Genomic DNA, 16003 nt, shown 5'->3' with positions numbered 1-16003 from the left:
CCCCCAGTATGAATTATTTGTTCATACTGGGGGTTTTTTGTAGAAACTTTATAAATTGATTACTAGTAAGTGGTTTACTGAAATAGTAACCTTGCATATATTTACAGTTATGTTTTTGCAGAAACTTAAGCTGTTTTTCGGTTTCAATTCCTTCGGCAACGACTGAAAGATTTAAAGTATTTGCGAGGGAAAGGATTGTAGAAACGATGGCTCGTTCTTCAGGACGATGATCGGCTAATTGTGTGAATTCTCTCGGTACTTTTAATGTGTCGATTGGAAAAATTGATAAATAAGCAAGAGAAGAATACCCAGTACCGAAGTCATCAATGGAAGTTTGGATACCGTATTCTTTTAATTGCTTCAGTCTTAATAACGTTTCTTTCTCGTCAATCATTGCAATTCTTTCTGTTAACTCAAGTGTGACATATTTTGGGTCGACGCTTACGTTGTTTAATATTTGTGAAATGTTTTCGATTAATTGATCTTGCCGGAACTCTTTTGCGGATAAATTAACACTTATTTTTAAATTTTGGTAGCCAAGGATATGCCATATTTTTAATTGGAGACAAGCTTCTTGTAATACCCAATGTCCAAGTGGGACTACTTGTGGCGTCTCTTCTACAATTGGAATAAACTCACATGGTGAAATATCACCTAATAGTGGGTGTTTCCAACGTATTAAAGCTTCAGCGCCGATGATTTTATTTGTTGCCGTATCAATTTGTGGTTGATAGACGAGATGAAATTCTTTGTTTACTAAAGCAATTGGCAGATCTTTTTCAATTCGAGCTTTTCGTTCCATTTTTTTATATAGTTCTTTCGTGTAAAGAGAGCTACCGTTTTTTCCTTTATTTTTTGCTTCGTACATGGCCATATCAGCATGCTGCAAAATGGATAGCGGATCTTCACCTGCTTCAGGATATATTGCAATTCCGATACTCGGTGAGATTTGTAAATGTTGATTTTCGATTTCAAATGGCTCATTCATGGCCGCTACAATTATATCAGCCATTTTTTGGACATCTGGCTTTTTTTTGTAATTTTCGATAAGGATTGTGAACTCATCTCCAGCTAGCCGCGCGAGTTTCATATTTGATGTTGATATTCTTTCGAGCCTTTTTGCTACTGCGATGAGCAATAGGTCTCCTACTCGATGACCGAGGGTATCATTAATAACTTTAAAACGGTCTAGGTCGAGAAACATAACAGCAAAAGGCTTTTTCGATATTTTTGCTCGTGCAATTGCCTGTTCCAAATGTTGATGAAATGCACGACGATTTGCAAGCTCTGTTAAAGTATCATGGTATGCTAGAAAATTAATCTGTTCTTGCTGTTGTTTGCTTTCCGTAATATCTTTAATCATTAAATAAACCCCAGAAATTTTCTCTTTTAAAAAGATCGGTACGGCGGTAACGTGCAAGTAGTAAATATCTCTGTTTTTATGATACGCCCGTATTTCTAAAGAGATAGAATGTCCCTTTTTTACACGATGAAAGGAATTAATCATTTCTTCTAAATCTTCTTCGTATATGAGTGAATAGTAAGGCTGGTTTAATAATTCATTCGTTTGATAACCGAGTAAAGTAGTACCAGCGTTATTTACTTTGAGAAAATTGCCGTATAAATCTAATGTGAAGATTGGATCTGGATGATGCTCGTATAAAGATTTAAACATTTGTTGATTATGATAGAGTTCATTTTTCTGTTCTACTAAATCTTCTGTACGTAGTTTAATTTGTTTCTCGAGTTCTGAGTTGAATTGCATTTGAGCTAGCAATAATATTTTATTTTGTTTTCGAACTAAACTATGACGTATGAGAACGAAAGAGAAAGTTATTATAAGACCAATTACTATAATAGGCCCAAAGACGTATTCAACTAATATAAAAAGAATAAGTGTTATTACTGAAATATAAGGCAATGATAATCGGATTGATTCACCAATTTTAGGTGTTAGTAGTACTTGCTCTTGTTGTTCAGGTTCTTTTGTATGGAGAATACAGGCGATTGCTACTAGTACTAAGGTTACTTGATAGAAAGGAGTAACTGTAAACATAGAATACTCTGGTATGAAGTATTTTATATAAGCATAAATCGCATCTGTAGTAGCATATAAAATTAAAGCACTGCTAAGAAGCGCACCAACCTTTTTAGGTAATAAGGATAGTGGTTTGAATAAAAGATTGATTCCTATTAAGAGAAAGAGTAAATCAACCATTGGATAGGTAAGTTGAACAAATATGTCGATATAGGATGTTGTAAAAACGTGAATGGTTCGTTCAATAAGTAAGTAGTAACTTAAAGTAAATTGGGCTGTAACGATAATACAAATATCACATAGCATAAAAAGTTTTTCTAATAAATCTCGGTTATAAATGATTTCGTATAGAAAGGCAAATGCAAAAGTAACTAAAAAAAGTAAGTAAAAAAGGTCAGATGGATCAACGAACGTATAGAAGTCCTTTACAATTAAACGCTGATAGGCAACGACTATATCACCGATAAAATAAGAGAGAGCTCCAACGGATAATATAATCCAAAATAAACGAGATAGCCCTTCTTTCATGTTTGAAAAGTAAAGTATATAACTACAAGCGATAATATCAATTAATAGGGTACTCATTCCGATTAATAGCTGAAAAGGAAATGAATATTCATATAGAAAAAGCATCGCTACGTAGTGAATCGTTATAGACAGCAATACAATGCTTATAAGAATACTTACATGTGTTTGTTTTTTCATTTATATCACCTACGGTTTCTTGAAAAGCGTATATAAGTTTTATATTTATTTTGCACAGTTATAGCGAGTTGTAAAAATAGATTTTAATAATTCTTGTTTCTGTCTCCCAACATATCGACATAGGAATTTGAAGTTTGTTATAATGATTAGAATAGTTGCATTATTTAGAAAAATTTAAAAATAATAATTACTGCAACTAGGACATATTGTTTACTATGTGAACTTGTTCTTAATTTAGGGGGGAGGGTTTCACAATGGCAAGTGTATATGAAAATAGTTATATGATCGTTTTGATTTTCTTGCTATTAGGTATATTGCTGCCGGTAGTGGCTCTTACATTAGGAAGGATGCTGCGCCCAAATAAGCCAAGTGCAGCAAAGGCGACGACGTATGAGAGTGGAATTGAGCCGTTTCATGATGCAAATATTCGGTTTCATGCTCGTTATTATATTTTCGCTTTATTGTTTGTGATCTTTGATGTAGAAACTTTATTTTTATATCCTTGGGCTGTTGCGTATGACAAGCTAGGTTTATTTGCATTAATTGAAATGCTCATCTTTGTTGTAATGTTGCTAGTTGGATTAGCGTATGCTTGGAAAAAGAAGGTGTTACAATGGTTATAAATTTTGAGGAATTACATCCAAATGAGCGAGCAGAATTAGAACGAAATATCTTTTTTTCTACATTGGAGCAGTTGAAAGGATGGGCGAGGAGCAATTCTTTATGGCCGATGACATTCGGACTGGCGTGCTGTGCAATTGAAATGATGGGAGTAGGCTCATCACATTACGATTTAGATCGATTTGGGTCATTTTTTCGGACTTCACCAAGACAATCGGACGTCATGATTGTATCGGGAACAGTAACGAAGAAGATGGCTCCTATTGTTCGGCGCTTATATGATCAAATGCCCGAACCGAAATGGGTTATTGCGATGGGATCTTGTGCGACAGCAGGTGGTCCGTATGTAAATTCATATGCTGTTGTGAAAGGTGTAGACCAAATCGTACCAGTTGATGTGTATATTCCTGGTTGTCCCCCAAATCCGGCTGCTTTAATTTATGGAATTAATAAATTAAAAGAAAAAATTCGTTACGAAGCAAAGACCGGGAAGCAGGTGACGAATAAATGAGTAATCCAAACAAAGACTTAGAGGATCTGAAAAAAGAAGCAGCTAGGCGTGCAAAAGAAGAAGCGAGAAAACGCCTTGTAGCGAAACACGAGGCGGAAATAAGTGAGCTTGAGGCAGAAAATCAAGAAAAAGAGAAAGCGCTACCAAAAAATGATGATATTACTATAGAAGAAGCAAAACGACGTGCAGCAGCAGCAAAAGCAAAAGCGGCGGCGTTAGCGAAGCAGAAAAGAGAAGGAACAGAAGAAGTAACGGAAGAAGAAAAAGCGAAGGCAAAGGCAGCGGCAGCAGCAAAAGCAAAAGCGGCGGCGTTAGCGAAGCAGAAAAGAGAAGGAACAGAAGAAGTAACGGAAGAAGAAAAAGCGAAAGCAAAGGCAAAGGCAGCGGTAGCAGCAAAAGCAAAAGCGGCGGCGTTAGCGAAGCAGAAAAGAGAAGGAACAGAAGAAGTAACGGAAGAAGAAAAAGCGAAAGCAAAGGCAAAGGCGGTGGCAGCAGCCAAGGCAAAAGCGGCAGCATTAGCGAAGCAGAAAGCTTCGCAAGGTGATGGGGATTCGGGAGATGAAAAGGCAAAGGCAATTGCAGCAGCAAAAGCGAAAGCAGCAGCGGCTGCAAGAGCGAAGACAAAGGGAGCTGAAGGTAAGAAAGAGGATGAGCCGAAGCGGGAAGAAACGTCCGTAAATCAGCCGTATTTAAATCAGTATGTTGAGGCTATTAGGGAGAAGGTAGGAGAGGGTGCATTAGTAGATTCCTACATTAATAAACTGTCAAAGGATGTGCCGACTCTTGTGGTGGATCCCGAAAAATATTATGAAGTGATGGAGTCACTGCGATTCCATGAAGGACTTGCTTTTGATTATATGTCAGAGCTACATGCGACGGATTTTGTGACACATATGGAAGTATATGTTCATTTGTTTTCATATGGTAAGAAACAATCGGTAGCGGTGAAGGTAAAGCTAGACCGGGAAGAACCGCAAGTTGAATCTGTGACAGCGCTTTGGAAAGGGGCTGACTGGCCGGAGCGAGAAGCATACGATTTGCTCGGCATTGTATTTAAAGGGCATCCGAATTTAACGCGTATTTTAATGCCAGATGATTGGGTAGGACATCCGCTTAGAAAAGACTATGAACCGTATGATGTGGAGGTGTAGCTATGATCCGTACGGAAGAGATGCTTTTGAATGTAGGACCTCAGCATCCGAGTACACATGGTGTGTTCAGGCTCGTAATTAAGATTGACGGGGAAATTATTAGAGAAGCTACACCGGTTATTGGGTATTTGCATCGCGGGACGGAAAAAATCGCTGAGAGCTTACAGTATACGCAAATTATCCCTTATACAGATCGAATGGACTATTTATCAGCCATGACGAATAATTACGTCATTTGCCATGCTGTAGAGACGATGATGGGACTTGAAATTCCGGAGCGTGCCGAATACTTGCGAGTACTTGCGATGGAGCTAGGGAGAATTGCAAGCCATCTCGTTTGGTGGGGGACGAATCTTCTTGATATAGGAGCGGTCAGCCCGTTTTTGTACGCGTTTCGTGAACGAGAGATGATTATAAATTTATTAAATGAATTATGCGGGGCACGGCTTACTTTTAACTATATGAGAGTTGGCGGTGTGAAGTGGGATGCGCCAGATGGTTGGATTGAAAAGGTGGAAGAGTTTGTTCCGTATATGAGAGAGCAATTGGCAGGTTATCATGATCTTGTTAGCGGTAATGAGATTTTCTTAAATCGTGTGAAAGGCGTTGGTATATATAGCGCGGAAGAAGCGATCTCGTATTCTTTAAGCGGAGCAAATTTGCGGTGCACTGGAGTAAACTGGGATCTTCGCAAAGACGAGCCGTATTCGATTTATGATCGTTTTGATTTTGATATTCCTGTTGGAAGCGTGGGAGATGCTTGGGATCGCTACGTTTGCCGAATGCAAGAAATCGAGGAGTCTTTAAAGATTGTTGAGCAAGCAGTTCAGCAGTTCCCAAAAGATGGAGCAGTGCTGGCAAAAGTACCGAAAATTATTAAGGCACCTAAGGGAGAAGCGTTTGTACGTATCGAATCGCCGCGCGGAGAGATTGGTTGTTACATCGCTAGTGACGGAAAGAAAGAGCCGTACCGTTTGAAGTTTCGTAGGCCATCTTTTTATAACTTGCAAATTTTACCGAAGTTATTGAAAGGTGAAAACATCGCTAATTTAATTACGATTTTAGGTGGAGTTGATATTGTACTTGGGGAGGTTGATGGCTAATGATTGAGACGCTCTTACAATCACCTTCAAGCTGGACGAATTTCTTCATTTTTTTCGGATTAGCGGTGCTTCTACTATTTGCAGTCCTTGGCTTCGTTACATATGGAATTTTGGCAGAACGGAAAGTGATGGGATTTATGCAAGGGCGGATTGGACCAAACCAGGTTGGAGGCCGATTCGGTTTACTGCAAACGGTAGCTGATGTTTTAAAACTATTATTGAAAGAAGATAGTATTCCGAAAGCAGCAGATAAACCACTGTTTATATTAGCACCTGTCATTGCATTTGCGCCAGCATTTATGGTGCTGGCAGTTATACCGTTCACTGATAAATTTCAATTTGCCGATATTGGAGTCGGGCTACTTTATTATATCGCTGTTTCCGGTATTACGACGATAGGTGTTGTAACTGGGGGATGGGCATCGAATAATAAATATTCCCTTTTAGGAGGGATGCGTGCGGCGGCGCAAATGATTTCTTATGAGATTCCGCTCGTAATGAGTGTAATTGGTATCGTGTTGTTGGCTGGTAGCCTGAATTTAAATGAGATTGTAGCGGCGCAGGAGAAGGTTTGGTACATTTTCGTGCAGCCAATTGGCTTCGTCGTTTTCTTAATTGCAGCAGTTGCAGAGTTAAATCGGACGCCATTCGATTTGCCAGAAGCGGAGTCAGAACTTGTTTCTGGATATCATACGGAATACTCAGGTTTTCGCTGGGCGTTTTTCATGCTTTCAGAGTACGTATATTTCTTCGGGATGGCATCGTTAATTACAGTGCTCTTTTTAGGCGGATGGAATCCAGTCATGTTTCTTGGATTTATCCCAGGTGCCGTATGGTTTGCTTTGAAATTTAGCAGTGTAGTCTTTCTATTAATTTGGTTCCGCGTTACGTTCCCGCGTATAAGAGGTGACCAGTTAATGGAGTTTGGATGGAAAGTATTATTGCCGATTGCACTTGCAAATATTTTCTTAACGGCATTGATTAAGGAGTTATTCTTCTAATCTATGAGGGGGGTGCCAGTAAGAGATGAAGGGACTATTTAAAGGATTAAAATATACACTAAGTAATTTGAGCAAGAAGAAGGTAACGTATGATTATCCAAATCAACCGTTGCCGTTGCCAGACCGTTTTCGGGGGATTCAAAAATTCTATCCGGAGAAATGTATTGTTTGTAATCAATGCTCTAACATTTGTCCGACAGACTGTATTCAGTTAACAGGAAAGAAACATCCGGATCCTACGAAAAAAGGAAAAATTATCGACACGTATGATATTAATTTTGAAATTTGTATTCTTTGTGATTTATGTACAGAAGTTTGTCCGACAGAGGCGATTGTCATGACAAATAACTTTGAGCTCGCGGAATATTCACGTGATGACTTATTTAAAAATTTGCAGTGGCTTGACGAAAACGACGAAAACGTCAGGAAGGAGAATAAGGCATGAATGGCGAGTTTGTAGCATTCTTTATACTATCCTTGTCTGCAATTATCGGCGGTGTTCTTATGTTGAACTTAACGAAAGTTATGCACATGATGCTAGCTCTCGTTCTAACATTTCTCAGCATTGCAGGTTTGTATTTTCTTTTATCAGCCGAATTTATAGGCGTTGCACAAATTTTACTTTACTCTGGTGCAATCACAATTATTATGATTTTCGGCATTATGTTAACGAAACATAACGCGGAAAATGAATCGCGTCTTACTCTTCGAAAATGGATTATCTTCTTTGCGGTTGTAGCATTTGGAGCGGTTATGTATTTCGCTGTTAATAATATTGATTTTGCAAATGAGAGCACACAAGGAAGTTTACCTCTCCATGAAAACAACACACTTCAAATCGGTACGCTTCTCTATTCAAAATATATTATCCCATTTGAACTAACTTCAGTTATTTTACTTGTAGCACTCGTTGGCGCGATTATACTTGCGAAAAAGGACGAGAAAGAGGAGGATTCCAATGAGTAGCGTTCCGGCTTCTGCATATTTAACACTTGCGATTATTTTGTTTTGCATCGGCCTATTTGGAGCTTTAACAAAGCGGAATACAGTAATCGTATTAGTTTGTATCGAATTAATGCTAAATGCTGCCAATTTAAACTTAGTGGCGTTTAGTAAATTAGGCTTATTTCCGAATTTAACAGGTCAAATTTTCTCACTGTTTACGATGGCTGTAGCGGCAGCGGAAGCGGCGGTAGGACTCGCTATTTTAATTGCTTTATATCGTAATCGTACGACAGTTCAGGTGGATGAAATGGATACGCTCAAAGGATAGCATTGTGACCGAAAAAGGGGGAAGGAAACAATGATCGATTATGCATGGCTCATACCGCTTTTCCCACTCGTTTCGTTTTTGTTACTTATTATATTCGGGAAGAAAATTAGAGAAGGAAGCAGTGTACTTAGTATTTTTTTCGTCTTTCTCTCCTTTATACTTGCGGTACTTGTGTTAATAGAAAGATTTTCAGAAGCAAGCGTGAAGCATAAGTGGGTGTGGCTTAGAGCTGGAGATGTGGATATATCATTTGGCTTTGAAGTGACTGCATTAGGAGCTTTAATGTTGTTTATCGTTACGCTTGTGAGTCTGCTTGTACATGTGTATTCGAAAGGTTATATGAAAGGTGATGAACGATTACCAACCTTTTACGCATATTTAGGACTCTTTACATTTGCGATGTTAGGGCTTGTTATATCAACGAATTTATTACAGCTTTATATATTTTGGGAATTAGTTGGCCTTGGCTCATTTTTACTTATCGGTTTTTATTTCTTTAAAGAAGAAGCGAAGGCTGCTGCAAAAAAGGCTTTTATTATGACCCGTATTGGGGATGTTGGTTTATTTATCGGGATGATTTTAATTTTTTGGTACGCAGGTAGTTTTGAATATGACGCAATATTTAGGGCGATTTATACAGGGGATCTACCTCCTTACATGATTACAATAACGGCGATATTAATTTTTATCGGGGCGATGGGGAAATCAGGTCAGTTCCCGCTTCACACGTGGTTGCCAGATGCAATGGAGGGGCCAACGCCCGTGTCGGCACTTATTCACGCGGCGACGATGGTTGCAGCGGGCGTATATTTAGTAGCGACGATGTTTCCATTATTTTCGGCAAGTGCGGTAGCGATGCAGACAGTGGCAATTGTCGGAGCTTTCACTGCAATCTTTGCGGCCTCTATCGGCCTTGTACAAACAGATATAAAGAGAGTACTTGCTTATTCTACAGTTAGCCAGCTCGGGTATATGATGCTCGCGTTAGGTTCTGCTGGTTATGTAGCTGGTATATTCCATTTGACGACACATGCTTTTTTTAAAGCACTACTATTTTTGGCAGCAGGAAGTGTAATTCATGCCGTGCATACGCAAAACATTAACAAAATGGGCGGTTTACAGAAGAAGATGAAAGTAACTGGTACGCTATTTTTGATAGGTACACTTGCAATTAGTGGGGTTCCACTCCTTTCTGGGTTCTTTAGTAAAGATGAAATTTTGGCTGCGACTTGGATGAATGGTAATTACTTTTTATTCGTATTAGCAGTACTTGCGGCATTCTTAACGGCATTTTACATGTTTCGTCTATACTTCCTTGTCTTTATTGGGGAAGCGAAGACGAAGGAAGATGTGCATGAGTCGCCCCGCATTATGACGTATCCAATGATTGTTCTCGGCGTTCTCGCAGTAGTGGCAGGATATATAAATACACCATGGTTTGGGACGTTTCTCGGAGATTGGTTGACGAAAGATGTAGGGTTTAAGGTTGAAGAAGCGCATGGACCAGTTTGGATTATGATTGTTGCGACGCTCGTTTCATTTGCGGGAATCGCTCTTGCATATTTCATATATGGCAAGAAATCAATTTCTAGAGAGTGGGCTGGGGGTACGGGAACCTCGCTTTATAATCTTTTGAAAGAAAAATATTATGTGGATGAACTATACAACATGACGGTGATCCCTATTACGAAAGGAATCGCTCGTGTGCTTCGCTTATTTGAAGTGTATGTAGTCGAAGGAATTGCAGTTTTAATTGCAAGTGTAGTTAAAGGCACAAGTAACCTTGGCTCGAAGCTTCAAAACGGGAATGTACAAGTGTACGGTACTGTAACGGCTGTTTCGCTCGCTGTACTCGTCATTATTTTGCTCTATACGGGAGGGGATTTACGATGAATGATTTGTTGTTAACGTTCTTCATTTTTTCCCCGCTTTTAGGAATTTTATTGCTTGTATTAACACCGAAAAAGGAATTGCGTACAGTGCGGGCGCTTGGCTTATTTGGGACGGCACTTCCATTTGGAATCGCCATCGTCCTCGCTTGTACATATGCTTCTGGAAAGAGCTTGTCACTATTTGATGAAAAGGTGAAATGGATTAAGTTCGGAGATTTTACAGCGGTGGATAAAAGGTGGTTTTCTATTTATTACGAGCTCGGTATTGATGGTTTGTCGCTTGTCATGATGGTACTGACGGCTCTTCTAGCGATGCTTGCAGCAATTGCAGCCTTTTCTATTAAAAGCAATTTAAAAGCATTTTATATGCTGTTACTCATGCTAGAAATAGGGATGCTCGGCGTCTTTGCTGCTCAAAATTTAATGTTGTTTTTTATCTTCTTTGAAATTACGTTGCCACCCATGTTCTTATTAATTGGGAAGTGGGGAAAATTGTCGAGTGAAAAGGCTGCTTATAGTTATTTAATATATAACGGTATTGGCTCAGCTATTTTGCTCATTGTTTTCTCAATTTTGTTCGCGAAAACAGGTACAACAAATATTGTGGAGCTGAAAGAGATATTAAGAAGCGTAAGCGCAGGGGGAGAACTCGTCATCCCAAGTAGCTTGCAGCTTGGTGTATTTATTGCCATAATGATTGCCTTTGCAATTAAACTACCTGTTTTTCCGTTGCACCGCTGGATGGTCAATGTACACATAGAAGCGCATCCAGCTGTAGTTATGCTTCATGCGGGTGTTTTGTTAAAGATTGGAGCGTACGGTATTATTCGCTTCGGGAAAGGGTTATTCCCGGAATATTTTCACGATGTTGCAACGCTAATTGCGATATTAGGCGTAATTAATTTATTATACGGTGCCTTTTTAGCGCTCATCCAAACGGACTTTAGGAAAGTACTCGCTTACTCTAGTATTTCGCATATGGGAATTGTATTAATGGGACTTGCGTCACTTAATGCACCTGGTACACAAGGAGCGCTATTCCAAGTTGTATCACATGGTTTAATTGCAGCCTTGCTCTTCTTCTTGCTAGGTGTTATAGAACAACGATTTGGAACTTCGGATATTACGGTGCTAGGCGGACTTGCGAAAAGTGTACCGATACTTAGCGGATTCTTTTTAGCAGGAGGAATGGCATCACTTGGATTACCAGGGATGTCTGGGTTTGTTAGTGAATTTCTTGCCTTTCTCGGTTTATTTCAAGGAGAGCCCGTCATTGCTGCAGTCGGTGTGATTGGCATCATTTTAACCGCTGTATACGTATTAAGAGCGACACTTCAAGTGACATTTGGAAAGAAAGAATGGGAAGCAAAATCTGATATACACGGATGGGAGTACGTCCCTGTTTTACTACTTATCTTTTGTATTATTGCAATTGGAGTTATGCCAGAGATACTAGGGGATCCGCTTCAAAATACATTGAAAACATTGGGGGTGAAGTAGGATGGATATGAATACGTTACTTAGCTTATCGTGGCATCTAATGGTGCCAGAATTTATTATTCTCGGGGCCGCCATCCTTCTTTCCATATGTGATTTGTTTTTTAAGCTGAACCATAGATATGTAGCTCTTGGTGCGATCGCTGCCATCGTATTAGCAATTGTTTCATTAATTACGCTATATAGCGAACCAGCTGGAGATATTTTAAATGGATCGTTTGTGTTAGATGGATTTTCAAAAGGGTTTAAAACGTTGTTATTAGGCGCCTCAGCTCTCATTTTATGCATCGCAATGAGCGATGATAAGAAGAATCCGATTGAAGATAAGGGCGAATATTATTACTTATTTTTAATGGCACTTCTTGGCGCGATGTTCATGGCTTCTAGTGTTGACTTTATCACCCTTTTCGTTGGTTTAGAGTTACTTTCACTTTCTTCTTATATTTTAGTCGGAATACGAAAAAAGAACCGTGCATCAAATGAAGCGGCAATGAAATATGTCATTAGCGGAGGAATTGGAACGGCGATCACGCTCTTCGGAATGAGTTATTTATACGGTATTACAGGTTCAACTAACATTGTAGATATGCAAAAGGTACTCACTGGGGAGCTCGCTAGTGGTATTCAGTTATTGTTAGCTCTTGCATTTCTTTTATTGCTAGTTGGTCTCTCATTTAAAATTGCCACAGTGCCGTTTCATATGTGGGCACCTGATGTGTATGAAGGAGCGACTACACCTGTTACCGCTTTTCTTGGAACGATTTCTAAAATTGCTGGGTTCCTACTCATTATTCGTTTGTTCCTTATGGTTTTTGCAAGTGTATTAATACAAGGAGATATGCAATCTTTATATGGGCATATGAGTATATATATTGCGGTGCTAGCAAGTATAACGATGATTGTTGGGAATGTAGTCGCGTTAAAACAATACAACATAAAACGTTTATTTGCTTATTCAGGTATTGCGCATGCTGGGTATTTACTCGTTCCACTTGTGGCATTATCACCATTTACGCTGGATAGCATGTGGTTTTATATGCTGGCATACATGCTTATGAATATAGGCGCGTTTGCCATTATCCACGGCTTAATCTTACAAAACGATAAGGAAAACATAACGATTTTCACCGGATTATATAAGAAATCACCATTTGCAGCGATCATGATGACAATCTTTATTTTATCGCTGGCCGGGATACCAGGGACGGCTGGCTTCATTGGAAAGATTAACATCTTTTTAGGCGCGCTTCATGTAGAGCCAGCACATTACGTACTAGCTTCGATTATGATGGGTACGACAGTTGTTTCATTCGTATATTATTTCCGTATTTTACAACAAATGTTTTTCCGCACCGGAGAGACAGAAGAGAGGATACGGTTACCGTTAAATATAAAGGTTGTTATGAGTCTTTGTGCAATTTCGATTGTAATACTAGGGATTATGCCGATGATTGGGTACAATTTCTTTTATGAATATTTTCCATTAATGAAAGATTTCTTCTTCTTAGGGAACGTGGTACAATAGTGAAAATAAAAGGTGTGGAGTCAGTACTCTGCGCTTTTTATTTTGTGTTAACTTGTAATGTAGATATACGTTTTTTGAAAGAAAATCAAGATGTAAAATGTAAGATGTCTATTTGCATTTGAAAAAGTGTGGCTCCTACTTATTATGGTATCGTTTTTATATTCTTTCATAAGTAGTAGCTGAGTAAAAAGGGGTCGATTTTTTGGCACAACTTTTAGGGCAACAAGCACTGATTGCCATTGTTTCGCATTTATTGTTTATTACCATTACGTGGTGGGCTTTGCAAGGCATTCACATTGAGCGTTTAATGAAGTCCGGAAAAGTGCTGCAGACGCGAGTATTACTCATCTTAATTACAATTGCAATTGGGACATCTGTAAGTAACTTTTTCCTTGATTATTTAGGCTATTCGAAGAGTTTAACGTATTTAGTAAAGTAAGTGTATAGAACCTCAAATCTCCGTTAACAATGGGGATAGGAGGGGATGAAATTGAAGCTTAAAGCCATTCTTATTGTTGCACTTAGTGTTGTTTTATTTTTGGTTGGATATAGAGAGATGAAACCGATAAGCGATGAACAGAAAATGGAGAGCATGATTAAGGCTTTAGAGAAAAATGATGCTAAAGTAGAAAAATGGTCATGGTTAGCTAGAGAAACAAAAACAATTTCTAATATACATACGTTTCAAAAGTTGTTAAACGATGTGAAGGACAAGGCAAATATTCAAAAGTGGGAAGTAGAGCAATCTCCAGATGGATATAAAGCTACATCCTATAAAAAGTTTGCTTCTCATGAAGAACGAGTAGTAGTAACTTGGAGTAAAGAAAATACTAAAGAAAACACTTTCATTATCTTTGAAGTAAGTGGGGCGAAATGGGACCCGAAGTATGTTCAAAAAGTGAATAAAATTTTTAGTGAAAAACCTATAATTTACACTTGTGTTCAAGGTGTACTGAATGATAAGATTGAAGGTGTTTTGCAAAATAAAACCAATCAGGTTTTGAAAGATCTTTCAGCAAGAGCGATCGAACAAGTAGAAGAAAGAGCATTTGTGTCAGTCTCCGCATACAATAAAAAGTGGGATGACGCTCTTTCAACAAATAGAGAGAAAATAAATGTGCAAATAGCAATACGTTCTACAGACAACAAAGATACAATTGTGGTTGGCACACCGATCATAACTTCTGAGTATTGAGTGAATAGATACTGAAAAAAGGACACGGAGGGGAATAATTTGGAAAAGATCATCGTCCGTGGCGGAAAGCGGTTAAACGGCACAGTGCGTGTTGAGGGCGCAAAAAATGCTGTATTACCTATAATCGCTGCAGCCCTATTAGCGAGTGATGGAAAGAATGTACTATCTGAAGTACCAGTTTTGTCTGATGTATACACAATTAATGAGGTATTACGTCATTTAAATGCTGAAGTCGTATTTGAAAATAATCAAGTAACAATCGATTCTTCTAAAGAACTAAACATTGAAGCACCATTTGAATATGTACGTAAAATGCGTGCATCTGTTCAAGTAATGGGACCATTATTAGCACGTAATGGTCGTGCTCGTATTGCACTTCCTGGTGGATGTGCAATCGGTTCACGTCCAATTGACCAACATTTAAAAGGCTTCGAAGCAATGGGAGCAAAAGTACAGGTTGGTAACGGTTTTGTTGAGGCATATGTTGAGGGAGAACTAAAAGGAGCTAAAATCTACTTAGACTTCCCAAGCGTAGGCGCGACAGAAAACATTATGTCTGCAGCTACATTAGCAAAAGGGACAACAATTCTTGAAAACGCAGCGAAAGAACCAGAAATCGTTGACTTAGCTAACTTCTTAAATGCAATGGGAGCGAAAGTACGCGGAGCTGGAACTGGAACGATTCGTATCGAAGGCGTTGATAAATTATATGGTGCAAACCACTCTATTATTCCTGACCGTATTGAAGCGGGAACATTCATGGTTGCAGCAGCAATTACTGGTGGAGACATCTTAATTGAAAATGCTGTACCTGAACATTTACGCTCAATTACAGCGAAAATGGAAGAAATGGGTGTTAAAATTATTGAGGAAAACGAAGGTGTACGTGTTATCGGCCCAGATAAGTTAAAAGCGGTTGATATTAAAACTATGCCTCACCCAGGTTTCCCAACAGACATGCAATCACAAATGATGGCATTATTACTACAAGCTGATGGAACAAGCATGATTACAGAAACGGTATTCGAAAACCGCTTTATGCACGTTGAAGAATTCCGTCGTATGAATGCTGATATTAAAATTGAAGGTCGTTCTGTTATTATGAACGGTCCAAACAGCTTACAAGGTGCTGAAGTAGGCGCAACTGATTTACGTGCTGCAGCTGCATTAATCTTAGCTGGTTTAGTATCAGAAGGTTATACTCGTGTAACTGAGTTAAAACATCTTGACCGTGGTTATGTAGATTTCCATAAGAAATTAGCTGCATTAGGTGCAACTATTGAACGTGTAAACGAAAAAGTAGAAGAAGTGAAAGAACAAGAAGTTTCTGATCTTCACGCTTAATTGAAATAGTCTCTATGTCTTTTGACATAGGGGCTATTTTTTTTTTGGGTTATTACTGTTATAGTCAATAAATTCTATACTTATGCACGTACCAGTAAAAATATTTAGAAAATTTCCGTTTTATGCTCTTCCTCCTTAAGTATGTTC

At 38.8% G+C, this 16003-nt stretch carries 15 protein-coding genes; 14 read left to right on the top strand and 1 reads right to left on the bottom strand.

All coding sequences use genetic code 11. From position 1 onward, the window contains the following. Nucleotides 1-13: 13 nt before the first annotated feature. On the bottom strand, nucleotides 14-2743 hold the full coding sequence (locus AC0ONG_RS25255; protein ID WP_474204432.1) for a putative bifunctional diguanylate cyclase/phosphodiesterase: 2730 nt from the start codon (nucleotides 2741-2743) through the stop codon (nucleotides 14-16). A gap of 254 nt (nucleotides 2744-2997) precedes the next feature. Between AC0ONG_RS25255 and nuoA the strand changes: the two genes are divergently transcribed. The 14 genes from nuoA to murA all read left to right on the top strand — a co-directional run bounded on the left by nuoA (nucleotide 2998) and on the right by murA (nucleotide 15856). Next, nucleotides 2998-3366: an NADH-quinone oxidoreductase subunit NuoA gene (gene nuoA, locus AC0ONG_RS25250; RefSeq protein ID WP_000179273.1), complete on the top strand. Its 369-nt coding sequence runs from the start codon at nucleotides 2998-3000 to the stop codon at nucleotides 3364-3366. Beyond that, a complete protein-coding gene (gene nuoB / locus AC0ONG_RS25245) occupies nucleotides 3357-3875 on the top strand; it encodes an NADH-quinone oxidoreductase subunit NuoB (RefSeq protein WP_000236331.1) in 519 nt (172 codons plus the stop codon). The genes nuoA and nuoB overlap by 10 nt, the downstream gene beginning before the upstream one ends. Then, nucleotides 3872-5026 carry an NADH-quinone oxidoreductase subunit C gene (locus AC0ONG_RS25240; protein WP_474204428.1) on the top strand — a complete coding sequence of 385 codons (1155 nt, stop codon included), beginning with the start codon at nucleotides 3872-3874 and terminating at the stop codon, nucleotides 5024-5026. Before nuoB ends, AC0ONG_RS25240 begins: the two co-directional genes overlap by 4 nt. 2 nt (nucleotides 5027-5028) lie before the next feature. Further along, nucleotides 5029-6129: an NADH-quinone oxidoreductase subunit NuoD gene (gene nuoD / locus AC0ONG_RS25235; RefSeq protein WP_000621463.1), complete on the top strand. Its 1101-nt coding sequence runs from the start codon at nucleotides 5029-5031 to the stop codon at nucleotides 6127-6129. Further along, nucleotides 6129-7130 (top strand): NADH-quinone oxidoreductase subunit NuoH, encoded by a 1002-nt coding sequence (nuoH, locus tag AC0ONG_RS25230; RefSeq protein ID WP_000573426.1) that lies wholly within the window; start codon nucleotides 6129-6131, stop codon nucleotides 7128-7130. Before nuoD ends, nuoH begins: the two co-directional genes overlap by 1 nt. 25 nt (nucleotides 7131-7155) lie before the next feature. Beyond that, nucleotides 7156-7575, top strand: a complete 420-nt coding sequence (nuoI, locus tag AC0ONG_RS25225) for an NADH-quinone oxidoreductase subunit NuoI (protein WP_000677191.1) — start codon at nucleotides 7156-7158, stop codon at nucleotides 7573-7575. Continuing rightward, nucleotides 7572-8096 (top strand): NADH-quinone oxidoreductase subunit J, encoded by a 525-nt coding sequence (locus AC0ONG_RS25220; RefSeq protein ID WP_001012810.1) that lies wholly within the window; start codon nucleotides 7572-7574, stop codon nucleotides 8094-8096. The genes nuoI and AC0ONG_RS25220 overlap by 4 nt, the downstream gene beginning before the upstream one ends. Then, nucleotides 8089-8403 carry an NADH-quinone oxidoreductase subunit NuoK gene (gene nuoK / locus AC0ONG_RS25215; protein WP_000100079.1) on the top strand — a complete coding sequence of 105 codons (315 nt, stop codon included), beginning with the start codon at nucleotides 8089-8091 and terminating at the stop codon, nucleotides 8401-8403. Before AC0ONG_RS25220 ends, nuoK begins: the two co-directional genes overlap by 8 nt. Nucleotides 8404-8433: 30 nt before the next feature. Beyond that, a complete protein-coding gene (gene nuoL, locus AC0ONG_RS25210) occupies nucleotides 8434-10296 on the top strand; it encodes an NADH-quinone oxidoreductase subunit L (RefSeq protein ID WP_000568215.1) in 1863 nt (620 codons plus the stop codon). Continuing rightward, nucleotides 10293-11795, top strand: a complete 1503-nt coding sequence (locus AC0ONG_RS25205) for an NADH-quinone oxidoreductase subunit M (protein ID WP_000998944.1) — start codon at nucleotides 10293-10295, stop codon at nucleotides 11793-11795. The genes nuoL and AC0ONG_RS25205 overlap by 4 nt, the downstream gene beginning before the upstream one ends. Nucleotides 11796-11802: 7 nt before the next feature. Beyond that, entirely contained in the window at nucleotides 11803-13317 is a 1515-nt protein-coding gene (gene nuoN, locus AC0ONG_RS25200) for an NADH-quinone oxidoreductase subunit NuoN (protein ID WP_002083561.1), read from the top strand. A 202-nt stretch (nucleotides 13318-13519) separates the two neighbouring features. Then, on the top strand, nucleotides 13520-13756 hold the full coding sequence (locus tag AC0ONG_RS25195; protein ID WP_000057889.1) for a DUF1146 family protein: 237 nt from the start codon (nucleotides 13520-13522) through the stop codon (nucleotides 13754-13756). Nucleotides 13757-13807: 51 nt separating this feature from the next. Next, nucleotides 13808-14512, top strand: coding sequence for a YwmB family TATA-box binding protein (locus AC0ONG_RS25190; RefSeq protein WP_000767913.1), 705 nt, complete (start codon nucleotides 13808-13810; stop codon nucleotides 14510-14512). Nucleotides 14513-14551: 39 nt separating this feature from the next. Beyond that, on the top strand, nucleotides 14552-15856 hold the full coding sequence (gene murA / locus AC0ONG_RS25185; protein WP_000411275.1) for a UDP-N-acetylglucosamine 1-carboxyvinyltransferase: 1305 nt from the start codon (nucleotides 14552-14554) through the stop codon (nucleotides 15854-15856). The last annotated feature ends 147 nt before the right edge of the window (nucleotides 15857-16003 follow it).

It is taken from the genome of Bacillus sp. TCT6, assembly GCF_056033845.1.
Note: the sequence above shows the minus strand (reverse complement) of the source record. Positions and strands in the feature narration are given on the sequence as shown.

Excerpts from the sequence above, each read along its gene's own strand:
- AC0ONG_RS25205 (WP_000998944.1), top strand. The coding sequence starts at position 10,293 with ATGAATGATTTGTTGTTAACGTTCTTCATTTTTTCCCCGCTTTTAGGA.
- nuoL (WP_000568215.1), top strand. The coding sequence starts at position 8,434 with ATGATCGATTATGCATGGCTCATACCGCTTTTCCCACTCGTTTCGTTT.
- AC0ONG_RS25255 (WP_474204432.1), bottom strand. The coding sequence starts at position 2,743 with ATGAAAAAACAAACACATGTAAGTATTCTTATAAGCATTGTATTGCTG.
- nuoI (WP_000677191.1), top strand. The coding sequence starts at position 7,156 with ATGAAGGGACTATTTAAAGGATTAAAATATACACTAAGTAATTTGAGC.
- nuoK (WP_000100079.1), top strand. The coding sequence starts at position 8,089 with ATGAGTAGCGTTCCGGCTTCTGCATATTTAACACTTGCGATTATTTTG.
- nuoH (WP_000573426.1), top strand. The coding sequence starts at position 6,129 with ATGATTGAGACGCTCTTACAATCACCTTCAAGCTGGACGAATTTCTTC.
- AC0ONG_RS25240 (WP_474204428.1), top strand. The coding sequence starts at position 3,872 with ATGAGTAATCCAAACAAAGACTTAGAGGATCTGAAAAAAGAAGCAGCT.
- nuoN (WP_002083561.1), top strand. The coding sequence starts at position 11,803 with ATGAATACGTTACTTAGCTTATCGTGGCATCTAATGGTGCCAGAATTT.
- AC0ONG_RS25220 (WP_001012810.1), top strand. The coding sequence starts at position 7,572 with ATGAATGGCGAGTTTGTAGCATTCTTTATACTATCCTTGTCTGCAATT.
- nuoD (WP_000621463.1), top strand. The coding sequence starts at position 5,029 with ATGATCCGTACGGAAGAGATGCTTTTGAATGTAGGACCTCAGCATCCG.
- nuoB (WP_000236331.1), top strand. The coding sequence starts at position 3,357 with ATGGTTATAAATTTTGAGGAATTACATCCAAATGAGCGAGCAGAATTA.
- nuoA (WP_000179273.1), top strand. The coding sequence starts at position 2,998 with ATGGCAAGTGTATATGAAAATAGTTATATGATCGTTTTGATTTTCTTG.